This is a genomic window from Pseudomonas baltica (assembly GCF_031880315.1).
Lineage (GTDB): Bacteria > Pseudomonadota > Gammaproteobacteria > Pseudomonadales > Pseudomonadaceae > Aquipseudomonas.
Genome location: NZ_CP134771.1, coordinates 5,990,424 through 6,011,718, shown reverse-complemented (window position 1 = coordinate 6,011,718; position 21,295 = coordinate 5,990,424). Strand labels below are relative to the sequence as shown.

Annotated in this window: 24 protein-coding genes; 13 read left to right on the top strand and 11 right to left on the bottom strand. The window is 63.7% G+C overall.

Annotated elements, in window-relative coordinates; translation table 11 throughout:
- The first annotated feature begins 295 nt into the window (after positions 1-295).
- Positions 296-1,684, top strand: coding sequence for an MFS transporter (locus tag REH34_RS27430; protein ID WP_311969918.1), 1,389 nt, complete (start codon positions 296-298; stop codon positions 1,682-1,684).
- 58 nt (positions 1,685-1,742) lie between these two features.
- On the top strand, positions 1,743-1,904 hold the full coding sequence (locus REH34_RS27425; protein ID WP_311969917.1) for a hypothetical protein: 162 nt from the start codon (positions 1,743-1,745) through the stop codon (positions 1,902-1,904).
- 6 nt (positions 1,905-1,910) lie between these two features.
- Here REH34_RS27425 and REH34_RS27420 read toward each other — a convergent pair whose 3' ends face one another.
- The 6 genes from REH34_RS27420 to REH34_RS27395 form a co-directional block, all read right to left on the bottom strand.
- Entirely contained in the window at positions 1,911-2,840 is a 930-nt protein-coding gene (locus tag REH34_RS27420; protein ID WP_311969916.1) for a MetQ/NlpA family ABC transporter substrate-binding protein, read from the bottom strand.
- Between the two features lie 33 nt (positions 2,841-2,873).
- Positions 2,874-3,542, bottom strand: a complete 669-nt coding sequence (locus tag REH34_RS27415) for a methionine ABC transporter permease (RefSeq protein ID WP_311969915.1) — start codon at positions 3,540-3,542, stop codon at positions 2,874-2,876.
- A gap of 18 nt (positions 3,543-3,560) precedes the next feature.
- Complete coding sequence (locus tag REH34_RS27410; RefSeq protein WP_311969914.1) at positions 3,561-4,559, bottom strand: methionine ABC transporter ATP-binding protein; 999 nt, start codon at positions 4,557-4,559, stop codon at positions 3,561-3,563.
- An 11-nt stretch (positions 4,560-4,570) separates the two neighbouring features.
- Entirely contained in the window at positions 4,571-4,972 is a 402-nt protein-coding gene (locus REH34_RS27405) for a biopolymer transporter ExbD (protein ID WP_311969912.1), read from the bottom strand.
- A 1-nt stretch (position 4,973) separates the two neighbouring features.
- Entirely contained in the window at positions 4,974-5,687 is a 714-nt protein-coding gene (locus tag REH34_RS27400) for a MotA/TolQ/ExbB proton channel family protein (RefSeq protein ID WP_226502224.1), read from the bottom strand.
- A 102-nt stretch (positions 5,688-5,789) separates the two neighbouring features.
- Complete coding sequence (locus tag REH34_RS27395) at positions 5,790-6,614, bottom strand: energy transducer TonB (protein WP_311969911.1); 825 nt, start codon at positions 6,612-6,614, stop codon at positions 5,790-5,792.
- Positions 6,615-6,967: 353 nt separating this feature from the next.
- On the opposite strand from REH34_RS27395, the gene REH34_RS27390 reads away from it, so the two are divergent.
- Together REH34_RS27390 and REH34_RS27385 are read left to right on the top strand one after the other, a co-directional pair.
- Positions 6,968-7,132 carry a hypothetical protein gene (locus tag REH34_RS27390; RefSeq protein ID WP_226502222.1) on the top strand — a complete coding sequence of 55 codons (165 nt, stop codon included), beginning with the start codon at positions 6,968-6,970 and terminating at the stop codon, positions 7,130-7,132.
- A 98-nt stretch (positions 7,133-7,230) separates the two neighbouring features.
- Positions 7,231-7,788 carry a helix-turn-helix domain-containing protein gene (locus REH34_RS27385; RefSeq protein ID WP_226502823.1) on the top strand — a complete coding sequence of 186 codons (558 nt, stop codon included), beginning with the start codon at positions 7,231-7,233 and terminating at the stop codon, positions 7,786-7,788.
- A 105-nt stretch (positions 7,789-7,893) separates the two neighbouring features.
- On the opposite strand, the gene REH34_RS27380 is transcribed toward REH34_RS27385, so the two are convergent.
- Complete coding sequence (locus tag REH34_RS27380; protein ID WP_311969910.1) at positions 7,894-8,415, bottom strand: hypothetical protein; 522 nt, start codon at positions 8,413-8,415, stop codon at positions 7,894-7,896.
- A 177-nt stretch (positions 8,416-8,592) separates the two neighbouring features.
- The gene (locus REH34_RS27375) at positions 8,593-9,216 is read right to left on the bottom strand and encodes a LysR family transcriptional regulator (RefSeq protein WP_311969909.1); all 624 of its coding nucleotides are present in this window, start codon (positions 9,214-9,216) and stop codon (positions 8,593-8,595) included.
- Between the two features lie 108 nt (positions 9,217-9,324).
- Between REH34_RS27375 and REH34_RS27370 the strand changes: the two genes are divergently transcribed.
- Positions 9,325-9,924, top strand: a complete 600-nt coding sequence (locus REH34_RS27370) for a cysteine hydrolase family protein (protein WP_311969908.1) — start codon at positions 9,325-9,327, stop codon at positions 9,922-9,924.
- Between the two features lie 124 nt (positions 9,925-10,048).
- On the opposite strand, the gene REH34_RS27365 is transcribed toward REH34_RS27370, so the two are convergent.
- Complete coding sequence (locus tag REH34_RS27365) at positions 10,049-11,218, bottom strand: MFS transporter (RefSeq protein ID WP_311969907.1); 1,170 nt, start codon at positions 11,216-11,218, stop codon at positions 10,049-10,051.
- Positions 11,219-11,292: 74 nt separating this feature from the next.
- On the opposite strand from REH34_RS27365, the gene REH34_RS27360 reads away from it, so the two are divergent.
- On the top strand, positions 11,293-12,168 hold the full coding sequence (locus tag REH34_RS27360) for a LysR substrate-binding domain-containing protein (RefSeq protein ID WP_311969906.1): 876 nt from the start codon (positions 11,293-11,295) through the stop codon (positions 12,166-12,168).
- Between the two features lie 43 nt (positions 12,169-12,211).
- Here the strand turns inward: REH34_RS27360 and REH34_RS27355 are convergent, their stop codons facing one another.
- On the bottom strand, positions 12,212-12,490 hold the full coding sequence (locus REH34_RS27355; protein ID WP_311969905.1) for a hypothetical protein: 279 nt from the start codon (positions 12,488-12,490) through the stop codon (positions 12,212-12,214).
- A 217-nt stretch (positions 12,491-12,707) separates the two neighbouring features.
- On the opposite strand from REH34_RS27355, the gene REH34_RS27350 reads away from it, so the two are divergent.
- Positions 12,708-13,607 carry an SDR family oxidoreductase gene (locus tag REH34_RS27350; protein ID WP_311969904.1) on the top strand — a complete coding sequence of 300 codons (900 nt, stop codon included), beginning with the start codon at positions 12,708-12,710 and terminating at the stop codon, positions 13,605-13,607.
- Positions 13,608-13,981: 374 nt separating this feature from the next.
- On the opposite strand, the gene REH34_RS27345 is transcribed toward REH34_RS27350, so the two are convergent.
- Entirely contained in the window at positions 13,982-14,779 is a 798-nt protein-coding gene (locus REH34_RS27345) for an IclR family transcriptional regulator (protein WP_409373190.1), read from the bottom strand.
- 94 nt (positions 14,780-14,873) lie between these two features.
- On the opposite strand from REH34_RS27345, the gene REH34_RS27340 reads away from it, so the two are divergent.
- From REH34_RS27340 to REH34_RS27315, 6 genes are read left to right on the top strand one after another with little or no spacing between them, the layout of a single operon-like run.
- Positions 14,874-15,272: an OB-fold domain-containing protein gene (locus REH34_RS27340; RefSeq protein WP_311969903.1), complete on the top strand. Its 399-nt coding sequence runs from the start codon at positions 14,874-14,876 to the stop codon at positions 15,270-15,272.
- On the top strand, positions 15,269-16,420 hold the full coding sequence (locus REH34_RS27335; RefSeq protein ID WP_311969902.1) for a thiolase: 1,152 nt from the start codon (positions 15,269-15,271) through the stop codon (positions 16,418-16,420). Before REH34_RS27340 ends, REH34_RS27335 begins: the two co-directional genes overlap by 4 nt.
- Positions 16,421-16,449: 29 nt before the next feature.
- Positions 16,450-18,600 (top strand): acetate--CoA ligase family protein, encoded by a 2,151-nt coding sequence (locus REH34_RS27330; protein WP_311969901.1) that lies wholly within the window; start codon positions 16,450-16,452, stop codon positions 18,598-18,600.
- Entirely contained in the window at positions 18,584-19,465 is an 882-nt protein-coding gene (locus REH34_RS27325) for a MaoC/PaaZ C-terminal domain-containing protein (RefSeq protein WP_311969900.1), read from the top strand. Before REH34_RS27330 ends, REH34_RS27325 begins: the two co-directional genes overlap by 17 nt.
- Complete coding sequence (locus tag REH34_RS27320) at positions 19,462-20,532, top strand: acyl-CoA dehydrogenase family protein (protein WP_311969899.1); 1,071 nt, start codon at positions 19,462-19,464, stop codon at positions 20,530-20,532. The genes REH34_RS27325 and REH34_RS27320 overlap by 4 nt, the downstream gene beginning before the upstream one ends.
- Positions 20,529-21,293: an enoyl-CoA hydratase-related protein gene (locus tag REH34_RS27315; RefSeq protein ID WP_311969898.1), complete on the top strand. Its 765-nt coding sequence runs from the start codon at positions 20,529-20,531 to the stop codon at positions 21,291-21,293. Before REH34_RS27320 ends, REH34_RS27315 begins: the two co-directional genes overlap by 4 nt.
- Positions 21,294-21,295: the final 2 nt, after the last annotated feature.

Sequence of the window (21,295 nt, the reverse complement as noted above, 5' to 3'; positions counted from 1 at the left end):
TGATTCCAGACCCGGCACTTCGCTGTGCCGGGGGCAGGAGCGGTCCGCTGGCAGCGGTCGCGAGCATCCTTGCGAATTGATTAAGTTCGGCCGTCCGATCGATATAGCTTATCGATACTAAATATTTAAATTAAGAAACATTTAGACATATCCTTATATATCGTCCTGCGGCCTCTACGCCCCGTACTGACAACCGTTATAACCATGGACCAAAGGCTTATTAGAATCCGCCACCCGGCCCCTATTACAATCCCCCCGGCAAGGAATGCCTCACCCAGAACAAGGAACGCTGTTCATGTCTGCTGCCAATCCCCGCCGCAATCCCTGGCTCGCGCTCATCGGCGTGGCCATCGCCAGTTTCCTCGGCTGTATCGATTTCACCATCGTCAATACCGCTTTGCCGGCTTTGGGTCAGGAACTGGGCATCGCCCTGACCCGGTCACAGTGGCTGATCACCGCCTTCGTCATGGCTCTGGCGGCCTTCATGGTCACCGCCGGGCGCCTGGCCGATCTAGTTGGGCGTCGGCGCATGATGCTCGGTGCCATGTTGCTGTTCGGGATCGCCTCGCTGGCGGCCGGACTGAGCGCCAGCCTCGCGGCACTGGTGCTCTGGCGGGTCGTGCAAGGCCTGGCGTGCGCAGTGCTGTACACCGCCTCCACGGCCATCGTCGGCCATGCGTTCGATGCACGACACCGGGGCAAGGCCATCGGCCTGCTCTACAGCGCCAACGGTCTGGGCCTGGCGATCGGCCCGGTAGCTGGCGGGCTGATCGTTGCGGCTTGGGGCTGGCGCTGGGTGTTCCTGCTCAACGTACCGTTGATTTTGGTCGGGCTGGCGTTGGTCTGGCGTCATGTCGAGGAATCCGCTGCTGCGGATGACGGTCAGGGCCTGGATCTGGCCGGCCTGTTGTTATTGACCCTGACGTTGCCGTTCTGGGTGCTGGTGCTGGTACGCGGCGGCAGTTGGGGCTGGTCATCACCCACCACTCTCGGCCTGCTGGCCTGGGCCGCCCTACTGCTGGTGATACTGATAGTGGTCGAGCGCCGGGTAGCAGCGCCCTTGCTGCGCTTTGATTTTCTCGCCCGCCCGGCCTTCAGCGGCGCCTGCCTGGCCACCGCGGGCCTGGCGTTTTTCTATTGCGCGGCGTTTCTGTTGATGCCGCTGTATCTGGCCGATGTACGCGGCCTGTCCAGTGCCGCCGTTGGCCTGCTGTTGTTGCCGACCACAGCGGTGCTGGCACTCTTGTCACCCTGGGCCGGGCGCTGGGCCGATCGCTTCGGTACGCGGCCGGTGTTGCTCGCCGGTTTCGCCCTGCTGGTCGCATCCGCCTTGTTGCAAAGCGGCTTCGACGGCCACAGCCCTTGGTGGCGGGTGATACTCGCGTTCATGCTGATGGGGGCCGGCTGGGCCTGCATCCTCGGCCCTTCGACCCTGGCCGCCATCGCGGCCGTGCCGGGCGACGCCAGCGGCGTGGCGATGGGCATGTCCTGGACGCTGCACAACCTCGCCGGCGCTCTAGGGCTGGCAGTCACCACCTTGGTATTGCAGCACGTCAGCGGCGACTTCGTGGCCGGCTATCAGCAGGTGATGACGGTCTTGGCCAGCGTCAGTGCGCTGGTGTTGCCGAGTTTGCTGGTGCTGCTGCGAAAAGGTCCGGTGGGGTGTGCGCAAGCGACCGCATGAGCGGTCACCCGCCGCTTCATATCCACGAACAGCTACTCGCTCACACCCGGAACAACCCATGAACTGGATCGAAGCAGCAAAAAACCTCCCCCACGCCTGGCGCTCGAAGATCCTCGGGCGCACCGCAGGCGCCAACTTCAAGGTCATCCGCATGGACGAAGCCGGGTGGGTGCTGTGCGGTCTGATTGCTGGACTGGATGGCGGCGTTGGCAACCTCTGAGCGCATCTAGCGCACGAGCTTCTGATCGGCAATCACGAAGCCGCGGTAATTGTCATCGATGAACTTTTTCACTTCCGGCCCCGTGAGGTAACTGGCAAGCAGCTTGACCCGTGGATCGTCCAGCTGCTCGTTGCGGGTATAGATCAGGTTGGCGTAAGGGTTATCGGTGGTGTGCTCGCGCACCAGAGCCTTCGACGGGTCGATACCGTTGGACAAGGCCACGTCGCCGTTGATGAAGCTCGCGTCGGCGTCCGGCAATGCCTTGGCGCGCAGCACCGTGTCGGTGGGGATGAACACCAGATGGCGAGGGTTGTCGACGATCGATTTTTCGCTGACGGCGACCGCCGCTGGCGAGCTGTCGAGCTTGGCGACGTTGAGCTTGATCAGGCCCAGGTCCTGGAGGATGAACAAGGCACGCGGCAGGTTGGTCTGCTCGTTGGGAATGAGGATTCGCGCGCCGTCAGGCAGCGCCTGCGGGGTCTGGTATTTTTGCGAGTACAGGCCGAAGGCGTTGAGCAGCACCGTGGCCTTGCCGTCGAAGTTGTCGAGCTTGGGATGGGCGGCCTTCCAGGCGTTGACGTATGGCTGATGGCCGGTGAAGTTGACGTCGGTATCGCCGTTGGCCAGCAACTCGTAGGAGTCAAGGGTGCCGCTGCCGCCACTGGTGGTCAGCTTGAGCACCAGCCCCGTGCCGTCGGCGTCGGCGAGCTTCTGTACGTAGCGCACGATGTCGCCCTGGGGCGAGGCCGTCGCGTAGATCTTCAGCGGCGTGCCGGGCACCACCGTGCCCTTGTTCACTGTCGTGGCTTGCTCGGCAGCCTGGGCCTGGCCTTTGGCGAACAGCCCGGGAACGGCCAGCGACACACCGATGCCAATGGCCACTAGGGCGGCGGCGAACACGCCAAGGTGAGCGGGTTTGAATCTTGGGTTAGCCATGAAGAGTCCTGAAAAGTAGTCGATGATTGAGGCTTAACGTTTGTGTTTTCGGGCGCGGATCCACAGGTCGCCGCTGATCTGGATCACCTGCACGATGATGACCATGGCGAACACCGAGATGAACATCAGCTCGCCATAGAAACGCTGGTAGCCGAACTCGATCGCGAAGTCCCCTACCCCGCCCGCTCCCACGGCGCCGGCCACCGCCGTGCCCTCGACGGTGCCGACGAGGATGATGGTCATGGCGTTCAACAGCCCCGACAACGACTCGGGAAACAGCACGCGAAACACCAGTTGCCACTGGGTCACGCCCATCGCCCGCGCCGCTTCGATGCGGCCTTGATCGATCTCGCGCAACGCCGCTTCGACCAGCCGCGAGAAGAACGGACTGAAGCCCAGCACCAGCGGAATGATCGCCGCCACCGGCCCCAGGGTCGTGCCGACCGCCGCGCGCGTGACCGGAATCAACAGCACGATGAGGATCAGAAACGGGATAGAGCGGCCGACGTTCACCAGCGTGGTCAGCAAATAATAAAACGCCGGTTTCGGCGTCACCGAGCCGGGTGCGATCAAGTACAGCGTGGTGCCGACCGTAAGGCCGACGACAATGATGCTCGGCCCGGCGATGGCGACCATGTACAGCGTCTGCAGCAGGGCCGCCCAGAAGTCCGGAAGGTAGGTTTGCCAAGTGAGGGTATTCATCGAGCGCTCTGCCAGGGGTTACACATTCACCGTGACCAATTCCTGCGCCAGCAACTCGCGCACCCGCGCGACGTCGAACGACGCCTGCGGATCCCGGGAGCTGAAGCGCACCTTGAAGCGCGCGATCGGTGTGTTGCCGAGGCTGTCCATGCGCCCCGAGAGAATGGAAAAATCCAGGTGCAAGGCGTTAGCCACCTTAGACAGCAGGTGCGTCTGGCTTTCCGGGTGCTCGAAGATCAGGTCCACGGTGTCCGGGCCGTTCTGCCAGGCAGCCTTTTCGTCGAGCGGCAGCAGGTGATCCTTGAGCACCGAGCGCTCACGCTGGATCACCTCCTTGAGCGCCCCGGCCTCGGTGATCGCGCCGTGCTCGATCAGCACCACGGCGTCACAGGCATAGCGGATCACGTCCCACGAGTGGGTAATCAGGATGACAGTGAATCCGTAGGCCTGCTTGAGCTGGGCCAGCAGGTCGAGAATGGTCTGGGTGGTCTGCGAATCCAGGGCGCTGGTGGCTTCGTCACACAGCAACACCTCGGGATGGGTGATCAGCGCTCGCGCAATGCCGACCCGCTGCTTCTGCCCACCGGACAACTGCGAGGGGTAGTGATCTTCGCGATCCTGCAGGCCGACCCTGGCGATCAATTCCCGGGCGCGAATTCGCCGCTCGGCCAGCGGCACACCACGAATGGCCAGCGGGAAGGCGATATTTTCCAGCACCGTCTTGCCGTGGAACAGGTTGAAGTGCTGGAAGATGGTCGCCACTTTCGAGAGGTATTCACGCTGGCCCTTGCCATCGAGTTCGGCCAGGTCGCGGCCATTGAACGCGATGCTGCCGCTAGTGGGCGTTTCGAGCAGGTTGAGCAACCGCAACAGGGTGCTTTTACCGGCACCCGAAGTGCCCACCACGCCCAGAAACGCGCCCCGTTCGATGTCCAGGTCGATCCCGCCAAGGGCCGGCACCGAGGCATCGCCAAACAACTTGGTGACACCGGCCAGGCGGAAAATCGGGTCACTCATTCATACACCCCTCACTTGGCAGTGATCACTGCCAGTTTGGTGATCCCGGCTTTCTCGATCACGGCCATGGCCTTGGCGACTACGCCATAGTTGACGCCGTTGTCCGCTTGCAACTGAATGCGCACGTCCGGGTCCTTGGCCTTGGCCCCCTGCAGGCGGAACTGCAGTTGGTCGAGGTCGATCTGCTCCTTGGCGATGAACACCTGGCCCTTGTCGTCGATGCTCACCACCACCGGGTCTTTCTGCTCGACCGGCGCCACGGCATCGGTCTTGGGCAGGTTGATGGGGATGGCGTTGGTCAACAATGGCGCGGTGACGATGAACACCACCAGCAGCACCAACATCACGTCCACCAGGGGCGTGACGTTGATTTCGCTCAGTACTTCGTCGCTGTCCTGGGTCGAAAAGGCCATTTCAAACAGCCTCCTTCACGGGGCGGCTGGCGCCGGCTTTCGGGCCGGTCGGCAGGCTGATCAAACGGAACTGGCTCTTCTGCGCGAGGCTGTAGAAGTCATGGGCGAAATCGTCGAGGTCGGCGGCGGTCAGCTTCAGGCGGCGCAAGAAGTAGTTGTAGACCAGCACCGCAGGCACCGCGACAGCGATACCCACACCGGTGGCCACCAAGGCCGCACCGATGGGCCCGGCAACGGTTTCAAGGCTCGCCGAGCCGGCCGCGCTGATACCCTTGAGCGCAGACATGATGCCCCACACGGTGCCGAACAGGCCGATGAAGGGCGAAGTGCTGCCGATACTGGCGAGGATGGCCAGGCCGGTCTCCAGCGAGCGCCGCTCACGGACGATTTGCTGGCGCAGGGCGCGTTCGAGACGGTCCTGATGATTGATGGCCTGACTCAGATCGGCCGCCGCAGCTTCCGGCACCTGAATGGCGTTGTAACCCGCCAGTGCCACGCGAGCAGCTGCACCGGGTTGCTCATGAGCGAGCACGGCGGCGGAATCGAGGCTCGAGGCGGCCCAGAACTGCTTGTGGAACTTGCGATCCTGCGACTTCAGGCGGGTGAACTGCGAACCCTTGAGCAGGAACAGGCCCCAGGTAGCGACGGAGAACAAAATCAACAGCCAGATGACGGCGGATTCAATGGAAGCGAATGGCGAAGCGATCAGGTTCATGGCAATACGTCCTTGCTGATTCATGGATTCGTGGTGGCGGCGCTCCTTTGGTGGTGGTGGCCCGCAAAGCTGTAGTGAGGGGCTTGCCCTTGGAAATGAAATCTATCGAAGCTTGAAGTCGATCGGCACGCTGACCCAACCGGCCTGCGGTACGTTGCCTTGCTTGGCCGGCACGAAACTCCAGCGTTTGACCGCTGCCAGCGCGGCCTCGTCGAGCTGGGTACGACCGCTGCTCTTCTGGATCTGGATGTCGCCGGGCTGACCGCTGGCCAGTACTTGCACGCGCAGCAACACGGTGCCCTCCCAACCGCGGCGCATGGCCAGGTCCGGGTATTGCGGCGCCGGGTTCTTCAAATAGCCGGCGGTGGCCGATGGTGGCGTGACAGGTGCGGGTGCCGGCGGCGCGGGCGGTGCCGGGGCCGCTACGGGCGCAGGCGCTGGTACGGGTTCGGCAGGCTTGGGCAAAGGTTTCTCGACCGGTTTGGCCACGGGCTTGGGGACCGGCTTCACGACCGGCTTGGGCTTGGGCTTGGGTTCCGGCTTGGCAGCCATCTCGTCCACCACGGGCGGTGGCGGCGTCTCGGCCACGGGCGGCGCGGGGGCCGGCGGTGGTGGCTCGACCACCGGCGGTGCCGGTGGCGCTGGCTGGGAGAATTCGATGGTCATGGGCGGTACTTCAGGCGGTACCACCGGCAAGGTTGGCGTGGGCGTGCTGTTCAGCCAGTAGATCACCGCACCGTGCAGCACCAGGGCGAACACCCCGAGCAGGATGCCCTCGCGCTTGCTGAGGATTGGCCCGGGAGCGCGCTGCAGGCGCAACGTCCACAGCGGTTCGCGAAATACATTGCCCAGCGCCAACAGTTCGGCATTGGCTGGCTCGCGCCAAAGCGTGCGAGTCGCGCTGGCAGCGGTCGGGACATTGCCCATCGGTTAGCTCCTGCTCAATGGAATAAAAGGAGCGGTGCCGATGCACGCCTCTTTGTCGGCGACCGCTCAAGGCCGCGATAATCGGCGGTAAACGTCAGCACTTAAAGGAATATTTAATTCTTTCCTTATGCTTTTTAAAAAAACGACAGGAGTGCCAGATCGAGATGTAAACGCCCGATAATTGCTAACTCTTTATAGGCAACTTGTTGATGCGTAAAACGCATTTGGCGTCCCTGGCCCGCACACCCCAACCCGTGCAATTGGTAATAACCAAATGCAAACTCAGTATTTATGGTTCTAATTCCGGCACGGGTACTCTTCGAGCACGAATACCGACCTCTCGGAGCGACACCATGACCCGCGCGACCAACATCGTTGACCTGGCACTGCACCGCAAGCGCAGGAATGCTCAGCAAATGGGTCGTGCCCTGTGGGCGCTGTACGAACAACGCGCCGGCCTCGCGACGCAAGCCCAGCCTCAGCCTCTGCACATTGGCGAAGCGCCAAGGCACGCCTGATCGTGACAGTACCTAGCGGCTTCATTGACACCAGCAGTTCACGCAGCAACGTCGAACTCGACCTCGACACCCGCAACGCCGACACCGCAGCCGACCCGATCGGCCAGCGAGTCGCCAGCAACCTGCAACGCCTGCGCAGCAAACGCCTGCTTTCGCTCGACGGCCTGGCCCGCACCAGCGGCGTTAGCCGTGCCATGCTCGCGCAGATCGAAACCGGCCGCAGCGTGCCGTCGATCAAAGTGCTGTGCAAGATCGCCAAAGGCCTCAAGGTGTCGGTGGCGGCCTTCCTCGAACACCGCGAATTCGAAGGCGTGGCGGTATTGCCGGCGCGCGAGAGCAAGCGCCTGGTGAGTGCCGACGGTGCCTTTGTGACACGTGCGCTTTTTCCGTACGACGTGGCGCGCCAGGTGGAGTTCTATGAACTGCGCCTGAGTCCGTTGAGTGAGGAGGTGTCGGTGGGACACGGGCCCGGGGTGCAGGAAAACATCGTGGTGTCACAGGGCGCACTGGAGATCACCGTCAACGATGAGCGCTACCTGCTCTCCACCGGCGATTCGATCCTGTTCTACGCCGACCAGCCGCACAGCTATCGCAATCCGGTGGACAGCGAAGCGGTGGCATTTCTGGTGGTCACCCACCCCGAACGCCGCGACTGAATGCAACGAGGGAGCTTGCTCCCGATTCGTCATACCTGCCACGCGCGGTGGGCCAATGATGGTGGATCGGGAGCAAGCTCCCTCGCTACAGTGATCGAGTCGCTATCAGCAGGTGCAGCACATCATCGGCATGCCGTTGCAGCTCATCATCATCGGCATGGCGCAGTCGTTCATCATCTTGTTCATCAGGGCGCAGCAATTAGCGAGCATGTCCATGCTCATGCCTGGCATTGGCATCATCTTGCAGGTCATGCCGGTAGCGGTTTCGGCGCATTCCATCATGCACATCATCATTGGCATCATCATGCCCATCATCGGCATCATCATGCCGTTGTTCATCATGCTGCCTTTCATCATCTCCATGTTGTTCATGGCGGCGCTGCTCATGCACATCATCGACATGTTGGCGCACTGCATCATCATCGGCATGCCGCAGTTCATCATCATCTGCATCATTTGCGCGTTGTTGCGAAACATCGCCATGTCCATGCCAGCGGCCGGCTGCATCGTGCACATCATGCAGTCGTCCATCATTTCGCACGTCATGGTCGCCATCATCATCGGCATGCCCATCATTGGCATCATCGGCATGTTGGCGCTCATAGGCATCTGCATTGCGTTCATCATGTTGAAATCCTCATTCAAGTCGAGAGTGGCTGTTGCGATGAGGGGCATTCTAGGCATTGAACGAGGTGCGACAAGCTGTCGCCGGGACGGCGCGTCGAAGTGCGGCGACGCTAAAAAACAGGTCACTGAACATAATCCCCATGCGATAACAGACTCTACGACGCTATAGCGACTCTATTAAAAGTCAGCGCAGCCAAATCGACACCCCAGGGTTTTCGGCCATTGCACCTCTGGCAGCGCCAGGCCGCTGTGCTCCGTCAGCCCGCACAGCGGCCCATCAGCGCTGGCCGAGGTCGCTGCGGCCCCGTACATGCCAAAGCGTACCCGCCCGACTTTGAGGGCCACCATGTCCGCCTCCTGGGGCCGTGCCAGACGCACGCCGATATGCGCGCGACGCTTGGCCAGGCTGGTGATGTGGTCGCCCAGTTGCAAGCACACTTCAATATGCGGGTGAGCGCGGTACAGCCCTGGTAGGCGGGGTGTCAGGTAGTGGCTGCCCATGGCGGCGGTCGCCGCGATCCGCACCTCGCCGGTGACCCCCTGGCTGCTCGCCTCGGTTTCGCGCAACAGGCGGTCGGCGGCTTGCTCCATCTGCAGGGCCGCGGCCAGGGCGCCGTGGCCATGACTGGTCAGGCGAAAGGTGTTGTCTTCACGGGTCACCACCGGCTTGCCGAGGGCCTGCTCCAGGCGGCGGATACGGCGGATTACCGTGGCATGGGTGAGGTCCAGCTCGCGGGCGCAGGCGGAGTAGCTACCGCTGCGCATCAGGGTCGACAAGGTCAGCAGATCGTCCCAGGACATTGTGCTTTTTTGCACAGCGGCTGTGCCTTTTCAGGGAATGGCCGTACAGCTTAGCCTGCCTCAGGATAGGCGCCTAGCACCCCTCACCTGCCTTTCAAGGAAGCTGTCATGCCTACGCCCTTTACCCTGCTTGACCTCGCGCGTGCCAGCCGCGCCCCCGCCGCCTGGGACGCCGCAGTACTCATACTGATCGATCATCAGCGCGAATACATCGACGGCACGCTGGCGCTGGTCGGCATGCCGGCGGCGGTGGCGCAATGCGCTCAACTGCTGGCGCGGGCGCGGGCCAATGGCACCCCGGTCATCCATGTAGTGCATCGCGGCGGCGTCGGCGGCGTGTTCGATCCAGAGGGCCCGTCTGGGGCGATCATCGACGGCCTGACGCCGCTGGCAGATGAAGTCATCGTCAGCAAGGCTTTTCCCAGTGCCTTTGCAGGCACTGACCTCGCCGCGCAGCTTGAGACGTTGGCGCGCAAGGAGCTGATCGTCGCCGGTTTTCAGACCCACATGTGTGTCAGCTCCACAGTGCGCGCGGCACTGGACCATGGTCATCGAGTGACCCTGGTGGCCGACGCCTGCGCCACCCGCGACTTGCCCGACCCGCTGGGCGGCGCCGCGCTAAGCGCCGAGCAACTGCATCGCAGCACCTTGGCGGCATTGCATGATCGCTTTGCGACAGTGGTGGCGGATGTAGGGGCATGGGGCTGAAATTTGCAGCGATCTGACGGGCCTCTTCGTCGCCGAACGTGCAGCCTTGCCCCCACGGTGTACGACGTCAGTTCAGCCGACTCTGTGGGAGCAAAGCTTGCGCGCCAAGCCTTTGCAGGTAGTGCTATTCCCCTGACTGGACCGCAGCCGCCGGCACACTGCCTGGCCGCCGGGCGCACATGATCGCCGCCACGCCCAGCAGCGCCGCCGGCACGGCGTAAATCCAGACCGGCGCCATGATCGGCAGCAACAACCCCGCCAGCACCGGCCCGGCGCCCGCGCCAATGTCGCGCCAGACCGAGCGCGACACCAGGGCCTGGACTCGCTCCGGCCCCGGCGTGCGCATCGCCACGATCGGCGCCAGCAACGGCAATTGCAGGGCCCGCAGCACCACGATCACCCCCGCCCCGCCCCACACCCAGCCCAGGCCGAAGCCGACCAGCGCCGCGCAGGTCATCAGCGACAGCACCACCAGAATGCGCTCGGCACCGAACTGATCGGCCAGATGGCCACCCAACGGGCTGAGCAGAATCTCGCCCAGATAGCGCACCGCCAGCAAGCTGCCGGCAACCAGCACCGCGCCGCCGGGCAGCACGTCGCCCCCCAGGTACGACAAACCGATAATGAACAGGCCATCGAGCGTCAGCCCTTCAAGGAACGACCAGCTGTCCAGGCTGTTGGGCAACTTCAGGCCGCGACGCCGGGCGGGCATGGCATGGGGCAAGGTCGGCAGACCACGGGTGACCAGCAATCCAGCGAGCGCCGCGAGGGCGAACACCCAGAACACCGAGCGTGGGCCCCAAAAATGCGCGAACACCGCCGCCAACGGCAGCGCCACCACCGGCCCCAGTGCCGAAAAGGCGCGCGAACGTCCCGAACGTCGCGCCGCTCCCGCCGGGTCCGCGGTGGCCAGCGCCTGGGTAGACAGGCTTAACGCCGCAAAGCACAGCCCCCACAGCAGCCGTAGCGGCAGCAACATCCACAACCCGGACAGACTCGCATTACCCGCCGCACATACGGCAGCGCCGAGCACCGCCAGGGTGCAGGTGGCGCGGTCGCCATGGCGGGCATAGAAGCGGGTGACGTAGCCGTAGCCGACAATGCGAATCAAGCGGTTGGCCGCCAAAAGCAAGCCGGCCTGTGCCAGGGTCACGCCGAATTGATCGGCGTACATAGGCAGCAGCAGATACAACACGGCGTCGGCCGGCAACGCCAGCGTCAAGGCCAAGGCGGCAAGACGTGAATGACGGTCGACGGTGGCGGTGGAAACAGGCACGGCGGTGGGAGTAGGCATACGCGGATGCTGCACCTTCGTGGTGAGCGCGACAAACGAGATTAATGTTAAGCATATGTGACAAAATCGCACGCATGAGCCTCTTATTGCCTCCTCTCAATGCAGTCCGCGCCTTCGTGGCCGCCGCCCGGCACCAGAGTTTCACCCTGGCCGCTGGTGAATTGCATGTCACCCACAGCGCCATCAGCCGCCAGATCAAGACGCTGGAAACGCACCTGGGCGTGCGCCTGTTCGAACGGCGCGTGCGCCAGGTCAGCCTGACGGTCGAGGGCCTGCGGTTCTACTCCCAGGCCGACGCCGCCTTGCAGCAACTGCTCGCCGCTACCGAAGCAGTCATGGCCCCGACGCCATCGCGCGTGGTACGAATCAACGTGCGGCCATCGTTCGCGGTGCGCTGGCTGATCCCGCGGCTGCCGGATTTCGTCGAGCAATACCCTGGCATCGAACCTCATGTACTGACCAGCACCCTGTCCCCGGAGAAGGCCGACGAGCGCTTCGACGTCGCGATCCGCCGTGGCCACAGCAACTGGCCTGCGACCATAGAACTGCGACCCTTCCTTGAAGATGAAATCTGCCTGGTGGTGTCCCCCACCCTGCTCGCCAGCCACCCACTGGCGCAACCGGGCGCGCTGACGCAACTGGTGATGCTCTGGTCGAAGACGCGCAAGGGGGATTGGCAGAGCTGGCTGGCGTCATCCGGTGCCGGCAACCTCAAACCGGCCGGGCAGATGCAATTCGATCACGTGCATTTCGTGGTGCAGGCGGCCATCGACGGGCTGGGTTTCGCCGTGGTGCCGACCTCGCTGGCAGCCAGCGCCATCGCGGCGGGCCAACTACTGTGCCCGTTCCCGGAGCAGCGCCTGGCGGTCAATCGCTATTACTACGGCCTGGCCCCGGATGCGGTGCCGCAGGCGCAGTTTTTCTCGGCCTGGCTGCAGGGTTATCTCTGATCGAGGCCAGCGGCTGGCCGTCATAAAACCCCGTGGAGAATCCTCACGCCACCTTGGCGATGTTGCTGGCGACACCCCGCAGATCGAGGATCGACGCCGCCAACTCATCGAGGCGATGCTCGATGGAGTCGATTTCGGCCAGGTTATCGATATATCGGCTGTGCCGAAGATAGCGGGCATGCCCTTCGAGCATTCTCGACAGGCCCGCCAGATGGGCGGCGGTGTCTTCAAGGTCGTGCTGAATGATGTCCAAGCGCTCGATCTGCATTGCATGTGCTCCCAAAGCCAGGGTGCTGCGCAAGTCCACGACATCGGAGGTCATGAACGGCATTCAGCTGGTTATTCTGTATATCGACCTCCCTGGCGATCTCTCGATTAAATATTGGTATCCACATCATGTACATATTTTTACATTAGGCGATACAACCAATAAAGATGGAACGAACAATTCCTCAAGGCGCTCCACTTTAATGACTATTCGATGCAGCACTGCTCACGGCGATGCTGCACTGTTCATTAAAGCAGCCGAGGAGCCTGGCATGCCTGACGACAACCAATATTCGATGCAAAACCCACTGACTCAATACCCGCAGCCACCATTTCCCAAACAGCCACAGTCGGCGCCAGGCACGGTCCACGACCTGCAACCGGCCGCCGACCACGGCGAGACCAGCTATAAAGGCTTTGGACGCCTGGCGGGGCGCCGTGCCCTGATCACCGGCGCCGACTCGGGGATCGGCCGCGCGGCCGCTATCGCCTTTGCCCGCGAAGGCGCCGATATCGTCCTCAATTATTTGCCCGAGGAAGAAGCCGATGCCCGTGAGGTGGTGCAGCTGATCGAGGCCGAAGGCCGCAAGGCGATCAGCGTACCGGGCGACCTCAAGGACGAGCAATTCTGCCAAAGTCTGATCGACAAGGCGGTCGCCGGACTCGGCGGCCTGGACATCCTCGTCAATGTCGCCGGCAAGCAGACGGCGCAAAAGGACATCGCCGAACTGACCACTGAACAGTTCGACGCGACCTTCAAGACCAACGTCTACGCATTGTTCTGGTTGTGCAAGGCGGCCCTGCCGCATCTGCCGGCGGGTGCCACCATCATCAACACCGCGTCGATCCAATCGTATCAGCCATCGGCCACGCTACTCGACTACGCCTCGACCAAATCCGCCATCGTCGCCTTCACCAAGGCCCTGGCCAAGCAGGTCATCAGCAAAGGCATCCGTGTCAACGCCGTGGCTCCGGGCCCGTTCTGGACCCCGCTGCAGCCGAGCGGTGGCCAGCCCCAGGACAATATCCCCGATTTTGGTTCGGAAACGCCGATGGGCCGCCCTGGACAACCCGCCGAATGCGCGCCGATCTACGTGCTGCTGGCCAGCCAGGAATCGAGCTACATCACTGGCGAAGTGTTTGGTGTGACTGGCGGCAATCCGCTGCCTTGAACCCACGCTCGCGATTGACGCTCTGATAAAAGACGTCTCACTAAAAGGAGTTTGACCATGCTGAAATTTCTCGGCGGTACCGTCGGCATCATCTTTCTGATCGGCTTGATCGTGGTGATTGCGCTGTTCAAGTTCATTTTCTAATGGACTGAACCGGTCCCCCGCCCGATATCCCAAGGGCGGGGACTCACGCCGACACCCCCGGTCGGCGTGCCTGCTAATCCTCAAAGACGCTCGCCGCAGCATTGGCCTTAAGCAAAGCTGCGCCCGGGCTTCGGCAAAAGTGAATTCTCTCGCTCGGCCACAAACGCGACCATGGCGGCAGCACCTCCAATCCATCGATTATATTTTGAATGCCATTCTGCATTCGGAATTCATGCGCCCGAGCGCTTGCCCGGAAACAACGCCCGCCCTATAAAAGCCGAGGTCTGGCTCAAGGCAACCCCCATGCGCTCCAACTCTTCCCGACTGTGCTGAGCACCGATACCGATGCCGGAGATCACCAGGCGCGGCTGATCATGGTGGTCGGTGATCGCACTGGCGACAAGGCTGACGCCGCGATACAGGTTGCCCTCATCGATCGCCCAGCCGCTCTGCAGCGTGGCCTGGGCCTCACGCATGTAGGTTTCGAAGGTCGGTGGATTCTCCCATTGCAGCCGAGCGAAACGACGACGCATCTCCTCCTCGGGCACCTGGCGCAAGGCAGCGATACACCGACCACTGGCACCGATCAACTCGGGCAGGCGGGTATTGAGGCGCACGTCGACGTGAGCTGCCGTGGGGATCGCGCGGCCGATGGCGTGAATGTGATTGTCGCCAGTGACCTGCCAGAGGATCACCAGAATGCGGTAATTGAGGCTCAACCGATCAAGCTCGGGCTGGATCAGGTCGGCATAGCTGTAGCCGATCAGACTCACTGCCAACTCGGACAGCCCGAGGCCCAGGCGGTAGGTCTTGGCGTTGTCATTGAAGGACACCAACTGCTCGTTGGTCAGGGTGCGCAGGATATTGAAGGCGCTGCTGGGGCTGATGCCCGTGGCCCGGGCAATGGCCGCTACACCTTCAGGGTCGGGGGTGCTGGCCAGATGGCGGAGGATCTGGATGGCGTTGACTACAGCGCCGACGTCCTTGGTCGCGGGCCGGGCATTTTTGTCTAACAAGTCGTCGGTCATTTTATTCAGCATTCGGATTGACATTCTCTATGTTGAATATATGCTCACTTCAACACGTGGTATAGCGTGACGCACAACAATAACAGGAGGGCGCATGACTCATGCACCGCAACCTCTGCCAGACAGCCCTCTCGGGCCAGAGGCGCAATACCAGGCGTATCTGGATCAAGGCCGCTTCATGCTGCAGTTCAGCCCAAGCGCCGGCCGCCATGTGTTCTACCCCCGGATAGCGGTGCCCGGCAGCGGTGAGATCGATCTGCACTGGGTGGCCGCCAGCGGGCTGGGCACACTTTACGCGATCACCGTCAATCATTCTCGCCAAGGCAGCCACAACATCGCACTGGTTGACCTCGACGAGGGGCCGCGAATGATGTCGCGCCTGCAGGACTGTGACACCGCGCCCATCGGTAGCCGCTTGCGCGCCGAGATCGTCGAACTGCATGGACAAGCCGCCGTGGTCTTTCGCGTGCTGACCGAGGAGACACCCTCATGACCCGCCCGTTGCGCGGCCAGACCGCGATCGTCGGCATCGGCCAATCCGGCATCGGCAATGCCCCCGGTTACAGCGCCATGGAATTGCTCGGTCAGGCAGCCGTCAACGCCGTGGCCGATGCAGGCCTGCTGATGAGCGACATCGACGGCTTGTTCTGCGCCACCAGCGTCAATGCCTTTCCAACGCTGTCGGCTGGCGAGTATCTGGGGCTGCGCCCGACCTTTTTCGACGGCACCAATGCCGGCGGTTCGAGTTTCGAGATGCACTTGCTGCAAGCCACCCTGGCGCTGCAGGCCGGCCTGTGCAGTGCCGCGCTGATCTGCTACGGCTCCAATCAGCGCAGCGGTGGCGGCAAGCTGGTGTCAATGAGCGAGCCGCAGTGGCACGAGACCCCTTACCAACCGCGCCACCCGATCACCGCCTACGCCTTGGCCACCAGCCGTCACATGCACCAATACGGCACCACCCGCGCCATGCTTGCCGAGGTCGCCGTGGCCGCCCGCGGCTGGGCCAACCTCAACCCTGACGCCCATGCCCGTGGCCCGTTGAGCATCGACGATGTGCTGGCCGCACGCATGGTCAGCGACCCGCTGAGCACCGCCGATTGCTGCCTGGTCACCGATGGCGGCGGCGCCTGCGTGATGGTGCGTGCCGACCGCGCCCGCGATCTGCCCCGCGCGCCCGCTTACTTCCTTGGCGCCGCCGGCGCGCAATGGCATCGCTCGATCGTCGCCATGCCCGATTTGACGGTGACCGCCGCCAGCGAAAGTGGTCCGCGCGCCCTGGCCATGGCCGGTATCAGCCACGCCGATATCGACCTGGCGATGCTCTACGACGCCTTCACCATCAACACCATCCTGTTCCTCGAAGATTTAGGCTTCTGCCCCAAAGGCGAGGGCGGCCGCTTCGTTCAGGACGGCCGTATCGCGCCGGGCGGCTCGCTGGCGGTCAACACCAACGGTGGCGGCCTGTCGTGCATGCACCCCGGCATGTACGGCATGTTCCTGATCCTTGAAGCGGTCCGGCAGATTCGTGGCGAGGCCGGCGAACGCCAGTTGGCCAGATCCGACATTGCCTTGCTGCACGGCAACGGCGGCACGCTGTCGAGCCAGGTCACCGCCATTCTCGGGAGCGCAGCAACGCTCTGACTCCGCCAGCCCCCTTCACAGGTGACGACATGCACGACAATAAAAACAATGCAGATGACCGCGACCGGTCACGATTCGACAGCCTCACTCCCCTGCTGCAACCGCGTTCGGTGGCCGTGGTGGGCGCTTCCTCAGACCCGACCCGCATCGGCGGGCGCCCCATTTCCTATATGTTGCGCCAGGGGTTCGAGGGCGTGCTGATGCCGGTCAACCCCAACCGCCAGGAAGTCCAGGGCATCCGCGCCTACGCCAGCGTCGCGGATCTGCCCCAGGCGCCGGATACCGCCATCGTCGCGGTGCCCGCCACGCAGGTGCTCGACACCCTCAGAGCCCTGGGTGAACGTGGCACCCGGAGCGCGCTGGTGTTCTCCTCAGGCTTCAGTGAAGTGGGCGGTGATGGCGTGGCGCTGCAGGATGCCTTGGTGCTCGAGGCGCGCCGCCACAATATGCGCCTGCTCGGCCCCAATACCGCGGGTGTGTTCAATGCCAATCTGGGCTACTACGGCACCTTCGCCTCGGGCCTGGAGCGCGGCTTCCCGTTGCTAGGCCGCGTGGGCATCGCTTCGCAGTCCGGCGCCTACGCCGCGCACATGCTCGGCCTGTCGCGGGCGCGCGGGCTCGGCACGCCGTTGATGATCTCGACGGGCAACGAAGCCGATATCACTTTGGGCGAAGGGATCGGCTGGCTGGTCGACAGCCCCGACGTCGATGTGGTCATGGCCTACGCCGAATCGATCCGCGACGTCGACAGCTTCATCCATGCTCTGGAAGCGGCGCACCGGGCGCGCAAGCCGGTGATCCTGCAAAAAGTCGGGCGCAGTGCGCTCGGCCAGCAAGCGGCGATGTCCCACACGGCGTCGCTGGCCGGTGACGACAAAGTATTCAAGGCAGTCCTCGGCGATTACGCCGTGTTCCTTGCCGACAGCGGTGCGCAGATGCTCAATATCGCCTACGCCGCCACCCGGCGCATCTATCCGGCCAGCAACAGCCTGGGCATGGTCACCATCAGCGGCGGCGCCGGCATCATCGTCAGCGACGCCGCCGAGGACCTCGGCCTGCCAATGCCGCCCATGCCCGTCGCCGCCCAGGCGAAGCTCAAGGAACAGCTATCGTTTTGTTCGCCGATCAATCCGGTGGACTTCACGGCCCACGTGCTCAATGACATTTCCCTGGCCGGCAGCTTCACCGAAAGCCTGATCAGTGATGGCGGCTACCGCTCGGTGCTGGCGTTCTTCAGCCAGGCCGGCACCGTGCCGTCGATTGCGCCACGCTTGTGCGCGGAGCTGAAAAAGGTCAAGGATGCTCACCCCGAGACGCTCTTCGTGGTCTCGCTGATCGGCGACGCACAGCAAGTGGTGCCGTACGAGAACGAAGGCTTCGTGCTGTTCGAGGATCCGACCCAGGCGGTCACCGCCATTCACGCCATGGGCCAACTGGGCGAGGCCTTCGACCGCCTGCTGCCGAGCAAGCCCGACCTGCCCGCCGTGCACCTGCCATCCGGCAAACTGAGCGAGGCCGAGGCCAAGACTCTGCTCGGCGAATTCGGCATTGCCAGTGCCGCCGAAAAAGTCGTCGACAGCGCAGCCGAGGCGGCCCGTTTCGCCAGCCAGATCGGCTACCCGGTGGTGATGAAAATCTCTTCGGCCGATATCCTGCACAAATCCGAGATCGGCGGCGTGCTGCTCGATATCGCCGGCCCGCAGGCGGCCCAGGAGGGCTACGCAACGTTGCTCGAACGCGCCGCCCGGCACGCCCCCGATGCGCATCTGGACGGCATCCTGGTGGCCCGCCAACTGAGTGGCGGCGTCGAGTGTTTCATGGGTATCCAGCGCGACCCGATGTTCGGCCCGGTGGCAGTCTTCGGCCTCGGCGGGATCTTTGTCGAAGTGCTCAAGGACGTGGTCCTGCGGCGCTGCCCGTTCGACGCCACTGAGGCCGAGAAGATGATCCGCAGCATCAAGGGCGCGCCTCTGTTGCTGGGTGCCCGTGGCCGCCCACCCGTGGACATCGACGCCTTGGCGCAGATGCTCGCGAAGCTCTCCGAGTTCGCCTGGCGCGCGGGCGACAGCCTGCAATCGGTCGACCTCAACCCGGTGTTCGCCATGCCCGCCGGCCAAGGCGCGTTCGCCGCCGATGCGGTGATCATCAGCCAAGAGGTGCCCCATGCCACTCAATCCTGAGACTCTGCTGAATTACCCTATCCCGGATGTGCACCAGCACCTGAGCCGCCAGGACACCGCCTTTTATGCATTGTCGGTGGGCATGGCCGCAGACCCGCTCGACCGCAAGCAACTGGATTTCGTCGACTCGGCCCGCGATTTTCAGGCCCACCCGTGCTTCCCCGTGGTGCTCGCCTACCCCGGCTTCTGGCTGGGCAATCCAGCCACCGGCGTCGATGCGCTGAAACTGGTGCTGGGCGAACAACGTATCGAATGGCACAAACCCATTCCGGTGGCTGGCGAGATCATCGGCCGCACCCGCGTCACCGGGCTGGTCGACAAAGGCCCCGGCAAAGGCGCCCTGCTCTACAGCGATAAACAACTGGTGGACGCCGCCAGCGGGGAAGTGTTCGCTATCACCTCCAGTACCACCTTCCTGCGCGGTGACGGTGGCTGCGGCGCGCCCAGCGGCCCGGTGCGTGCCGCGCATGCGATGCCCGAGGGTACGCCCGACTGCGTGATCGACCACCCGACCCGCCCGGAACAGGCGCTCTACTATCGCCTCAACGGTGATGACAACCCCCTGCACGCCAACCCCGACGTGGCAATTCGCGCTGGCTTCGAACGGCCGATCCTGCATGGACTGTGCACCCTGGCGATCTCGTTTCAGGCGCTGTTCGAAGTCCTCGCCGACTACCGCAGCGAGCTGCTGCACAGCCTCGAAGTGCGCTTCAGCGCGCCGGTGTACCCGGGCGAAACCCTGCGCACCGAAATCTGGAACGACGGCTCCTTCCGCGCCCGAGTGGTGGAGCGCGATGTCGTGGTGCTCAACAACGGCAGATTGGTGTTGAACAGATCAGAGTTGAAGAAGGAGCATCGCTCATGAACCAGGCCCTGAATACGCCCGACGATTACGAACGCCTTGAACGCCTCAATATGATTCGCGACAGCGCCGCGGCTGTGGTGCCGCGTGACGGCGATCTGTCCCGCATCCGCGCCCTGCGCTTCACTGCGCCGCACGCACTGCGCGGCCCGTGGCAGGCCCTGTGCGAGCAAGGCTGGACGGGCTTGAGCCTGGCCGAAGCACGTGGCGGCAGCGGCCTGGGCCAGGCCGAGTCGATTGCCCTGCTGGAGGAACTGGGCCGCGGCCTGGCACCCGAGCCGCTGATCGACGCCACGTTGGCCGCCGCGCTGTTGCCTGCCGATTTGCTGGCTGCGCAACTGAGCGGCACGCACCTGACACTGCCCGCCGGGCTGCACCAGCGCGCTAGCGTGCAGTACCGCGACAGTACCGTGAGTGGCGAGCTGCACGACGTGGCCCTCGGCGCCTGCGCCGATGCCTTCGTGCTGAACACCGATCACGGCCTGGCGTTGGTCGATGTGCGCGCCGGCGGGGTAGAAATCCAACAGGCCGCCACTCAGGATGGTGGCCACAGCGCCCGCTTGAAATTCACCCAGGCACCGGGGCGCCTGCTCGACATGTCCGCCGCCACCCTGCAACAGGCGCTGGACCAGGCCACCCTGGGCACCGCCGCCTATCTGCTCGGCTGCATGCAAGGCGCCTTCGAACGCACCCTCGACTACCTCAAGGTACGCCGCCAGTTCGGTCATGCCATCGGCAGCTTCCAGGCCCTGCAACACCGTTGCGTCGACCTCATACTGCAGATCGAATTGAGTCGAGCGATCATCACCCAGGCCGCCGTACGCATTGATGAAGGCATCGCCGCCGACGCCCGCCAACGCCAGGTCAGCGCTGCCAAGCTGCGCAGCAGCCGCGCGGCATTGCAGGTCTGCCGCGAGGCGATTCAGCTGCACGGTGCCATCGGCTACACCGACGAAGCCGACATCGGCCTGTTCCTGCGCAAGGCGTTGGTGCTGATCAATAGCGGCGGCACGCTGGAGCAGCATCAGGCGCGTTACATCCACCAGGTATTCGCCGAGGTGCAGGCATGAGCCAGGCCATCCTCGAAGAAGACCGCGGCCGCACACGCATCCTCTCGATCAACGTCCCGCAGCGGCGCAACTCGGTATCCCTGGCCTTGCGCGAGCAGCTGTGCGCCGCCCTGGTCCGCGCTGAGCAGGACGCGAACGTGCGCTGCGTGATCCTCACCGGCGTCGACGGCAACTTTTGCGCAGGCGGCGATATCACCGATATGCACGTCACTGATCTGGCCGCCGGCCGTGAACGCATGCGCCGCAGCCACCGTTTGATCCGCCAGATGGTCGGCATGAGCAAGCCACTGATCGCCGCCGTCGAGGGCTGGGCCGCCGGTGCCGGGCTGTCACTGGCCATGGCTTGCGACACCGTCGTGGCCGGCGCTGGCGCGCGCTTCGTCGCCAGCTTCGGCCAGGTCGGGCTAATGGCCGACATGGGCGTGCTGCACACCCTCACCCAGCGCATCGGCCGCGGCCGCGCGCGCCAGGTGCTGCTCTATGGCGAGAAATGGGACGCCACCCAAGCCGACAAGCTCGGCCTGATCGACCACCTGGTGCCCGTCGGCCAAGCGCTCGAAGTCGCCCTGGGCCGCGCGCAGGTGCTGGAGAAACTCGCGCCGTTGCCGCTAGCGTTGACCAAGGCGGTGCTTGCCGAAGGGCTCGACGCCCAACTGGACCGCGAACTGGAGCTGCAAAGCCAGCTGTTCCTCAGCCGCGACCACGCCGAGGGCAAGGCGGCCTTTTTGGGCAAGCGCCCAGCCGAATTCACCGGAGCCTGAAC

Excerpts from the sequence above, each read along its gene's own strand:
- REH34_RS27430 (WP_311969918.1), top strand. The coding sequence starts at position 296 with ATGTCTGCTGCCAATCCCCGCCGCAATCCCTGGCTCGCGCTCATCGGC.
- REH34_RS27425 (WP_311969917.1), top strand. The coding sequence starts at position 1,743 with ATGAACTGGATCGAAGCAGCAAAAAACCTCCCCCACGCCTGGCGCTCG.
- REH34_RS27420 (WP_311969916.1), bottom strand. The coding sequence starts at position 2,840 with ATGGCTAACCCAAGATTCAAACCCGCTCACCTTGGCGTGTTCGCCGCC.
- REH34_RS27415 (WP_311969915.1), bottom strand. The coding sequence starts at position 3,542 with ATGAATACCCTCACTTGGCAAACCTACCTTCCGGACTTCTGGGCGGCC.
- REH34_RS27410 (WP_311969914.1), bottom strand. The coding sequence starts at position 4,559 with ATGAGTGACCCGATTTTCCGCCTGGCCGGTGTCACCAAGTTGTTTGGC.
- REH34_RS27405 (WP_311969912.1), bottom strand. The coding sequence starts at position 4,972 with ATGGCCTTTTCGACCCAGGACAGCGACGAAGTACTGAGCGAAATCAAC.
- REH34_RS27400 (WP_226502224.1), bottom strand. The coding sequence starts at position 5,687 with ATGAACCTGATCGCTTCGCCATTCGCTTCCATTGAATCCGCCGTCATC.
- REH34_RS27395 (WP_311969911.1), bottom strand. The coding sequence starts at position 6,614 with ATGGGCAATGTCCCGACCGCTGCCAGCGCGACTCGCACGCTTTGGCGC.
- REH34_RS27390 (WP_226502222.1), top strand. The coding sequence starts at position 6,968 with ATGACCCGCGCGACCAACATCGTTGACCTGGCACTGCACCGCAAGCGC.
- REH34_RS27380 (WP_311969910.1), bottom strand. The coding sequence starts at position 8,415 with ATGATGAACGCAATGCAGATGCCTATGAGCGCCAACATGCCGATGATG.
- REH34_RS27375 (WP_311969909.1), bottom strand. The coding sequence starts at position 9,216 with ATGTCCTGGGACGATCTGCTGACCTTGTCGACCCTGATGCGCAGCGGT.
- REH34_RS27370 (WP_311969908.1), top strand. The coding sequence starts at position 9,325 with ATGCCTACGCCCTTTACCCTGCTTGACCTCGCGCGTGCCAGCCGCGCC.
- REH34_RS27365 (WP_311969907.1), bottom strand. The coding sequence starts at position 11,218 with ATGCCTACTCCCACCGCCGTGCCTGTTTCCACCGCCACCGTCGACCGT.
- REH34_RS27360 (WP_311969906.1), top strand. The coding sequence starts at position 11,293 with ATGAGCCTCTTATTGCCTCCTCTCAATGCAGTCCGCGCCTTCGTGGCC.
- REH34_RS27355 (WP_311969905.1), bottom strand. The coding sequence starts at position 12,490 with ATGACCTCCGATGTCGTGGACTTGCGCAGCACCCTGGCTTTGGGAGCA.
- REH34_RS27350 (WP_311969904.1), top strand. The coding sequence starts at position 12,708 with ATGCCTGACGACAACCAATATTCGATGCAAAACCCACTGACTCAATAC.
- REH34_RS27345 (WP_409373190.1), bottom strand. The coding sequence starts at position 14,779 with ATGACCGACGACTTGTTAGACAAAAATGCCCGGCCCGCGACCAAGGAC.
- REH34_RS27340 (WP_311969903.1), top strand. The coding sequence starts at position 14,874 with ATGACTCATGCACCGCAACCTCTGCCAGACAGCCCTCTCGGGCCAGAG.
- REH34_RS27335 (WP_311969902.1), top strand. The coding sequence starts at position 15,269 with ATGACCCGCCCGTTGCGCGGCCAGACCGCGATCGTCGGCATCGGCCAA.
- REH34_RS27330 (WP_311969901.1), top strand. The coding sequence starts at position 16,450 with ATGCACGACAATAAAAACAATGCAGATGACCGCGACCGGTCACGATTC.
- REH34_RS27325 (WP_311969900.1), top strand. The coding sequence starts at position 18,584 with ATGCCACTCAATCCTGAGACTCTGCTGAATTACCCTATCCCGGATGTG.
- REH34_RS27320 (WP_311969899.1), top strand. The coding sequence starts at position 19,462 with ATGAACCAGGCCCTGAATACGCCCGACGATTACGAACGCCTTGAACGC.
- REH34_RS27315 (WP_311969898.1), top strand. The coding sequence starts at position 20,529 with ATGAGCCAGGCCATCCTCGAAGAAGACCGCGGCCGCACACGCATCCTC.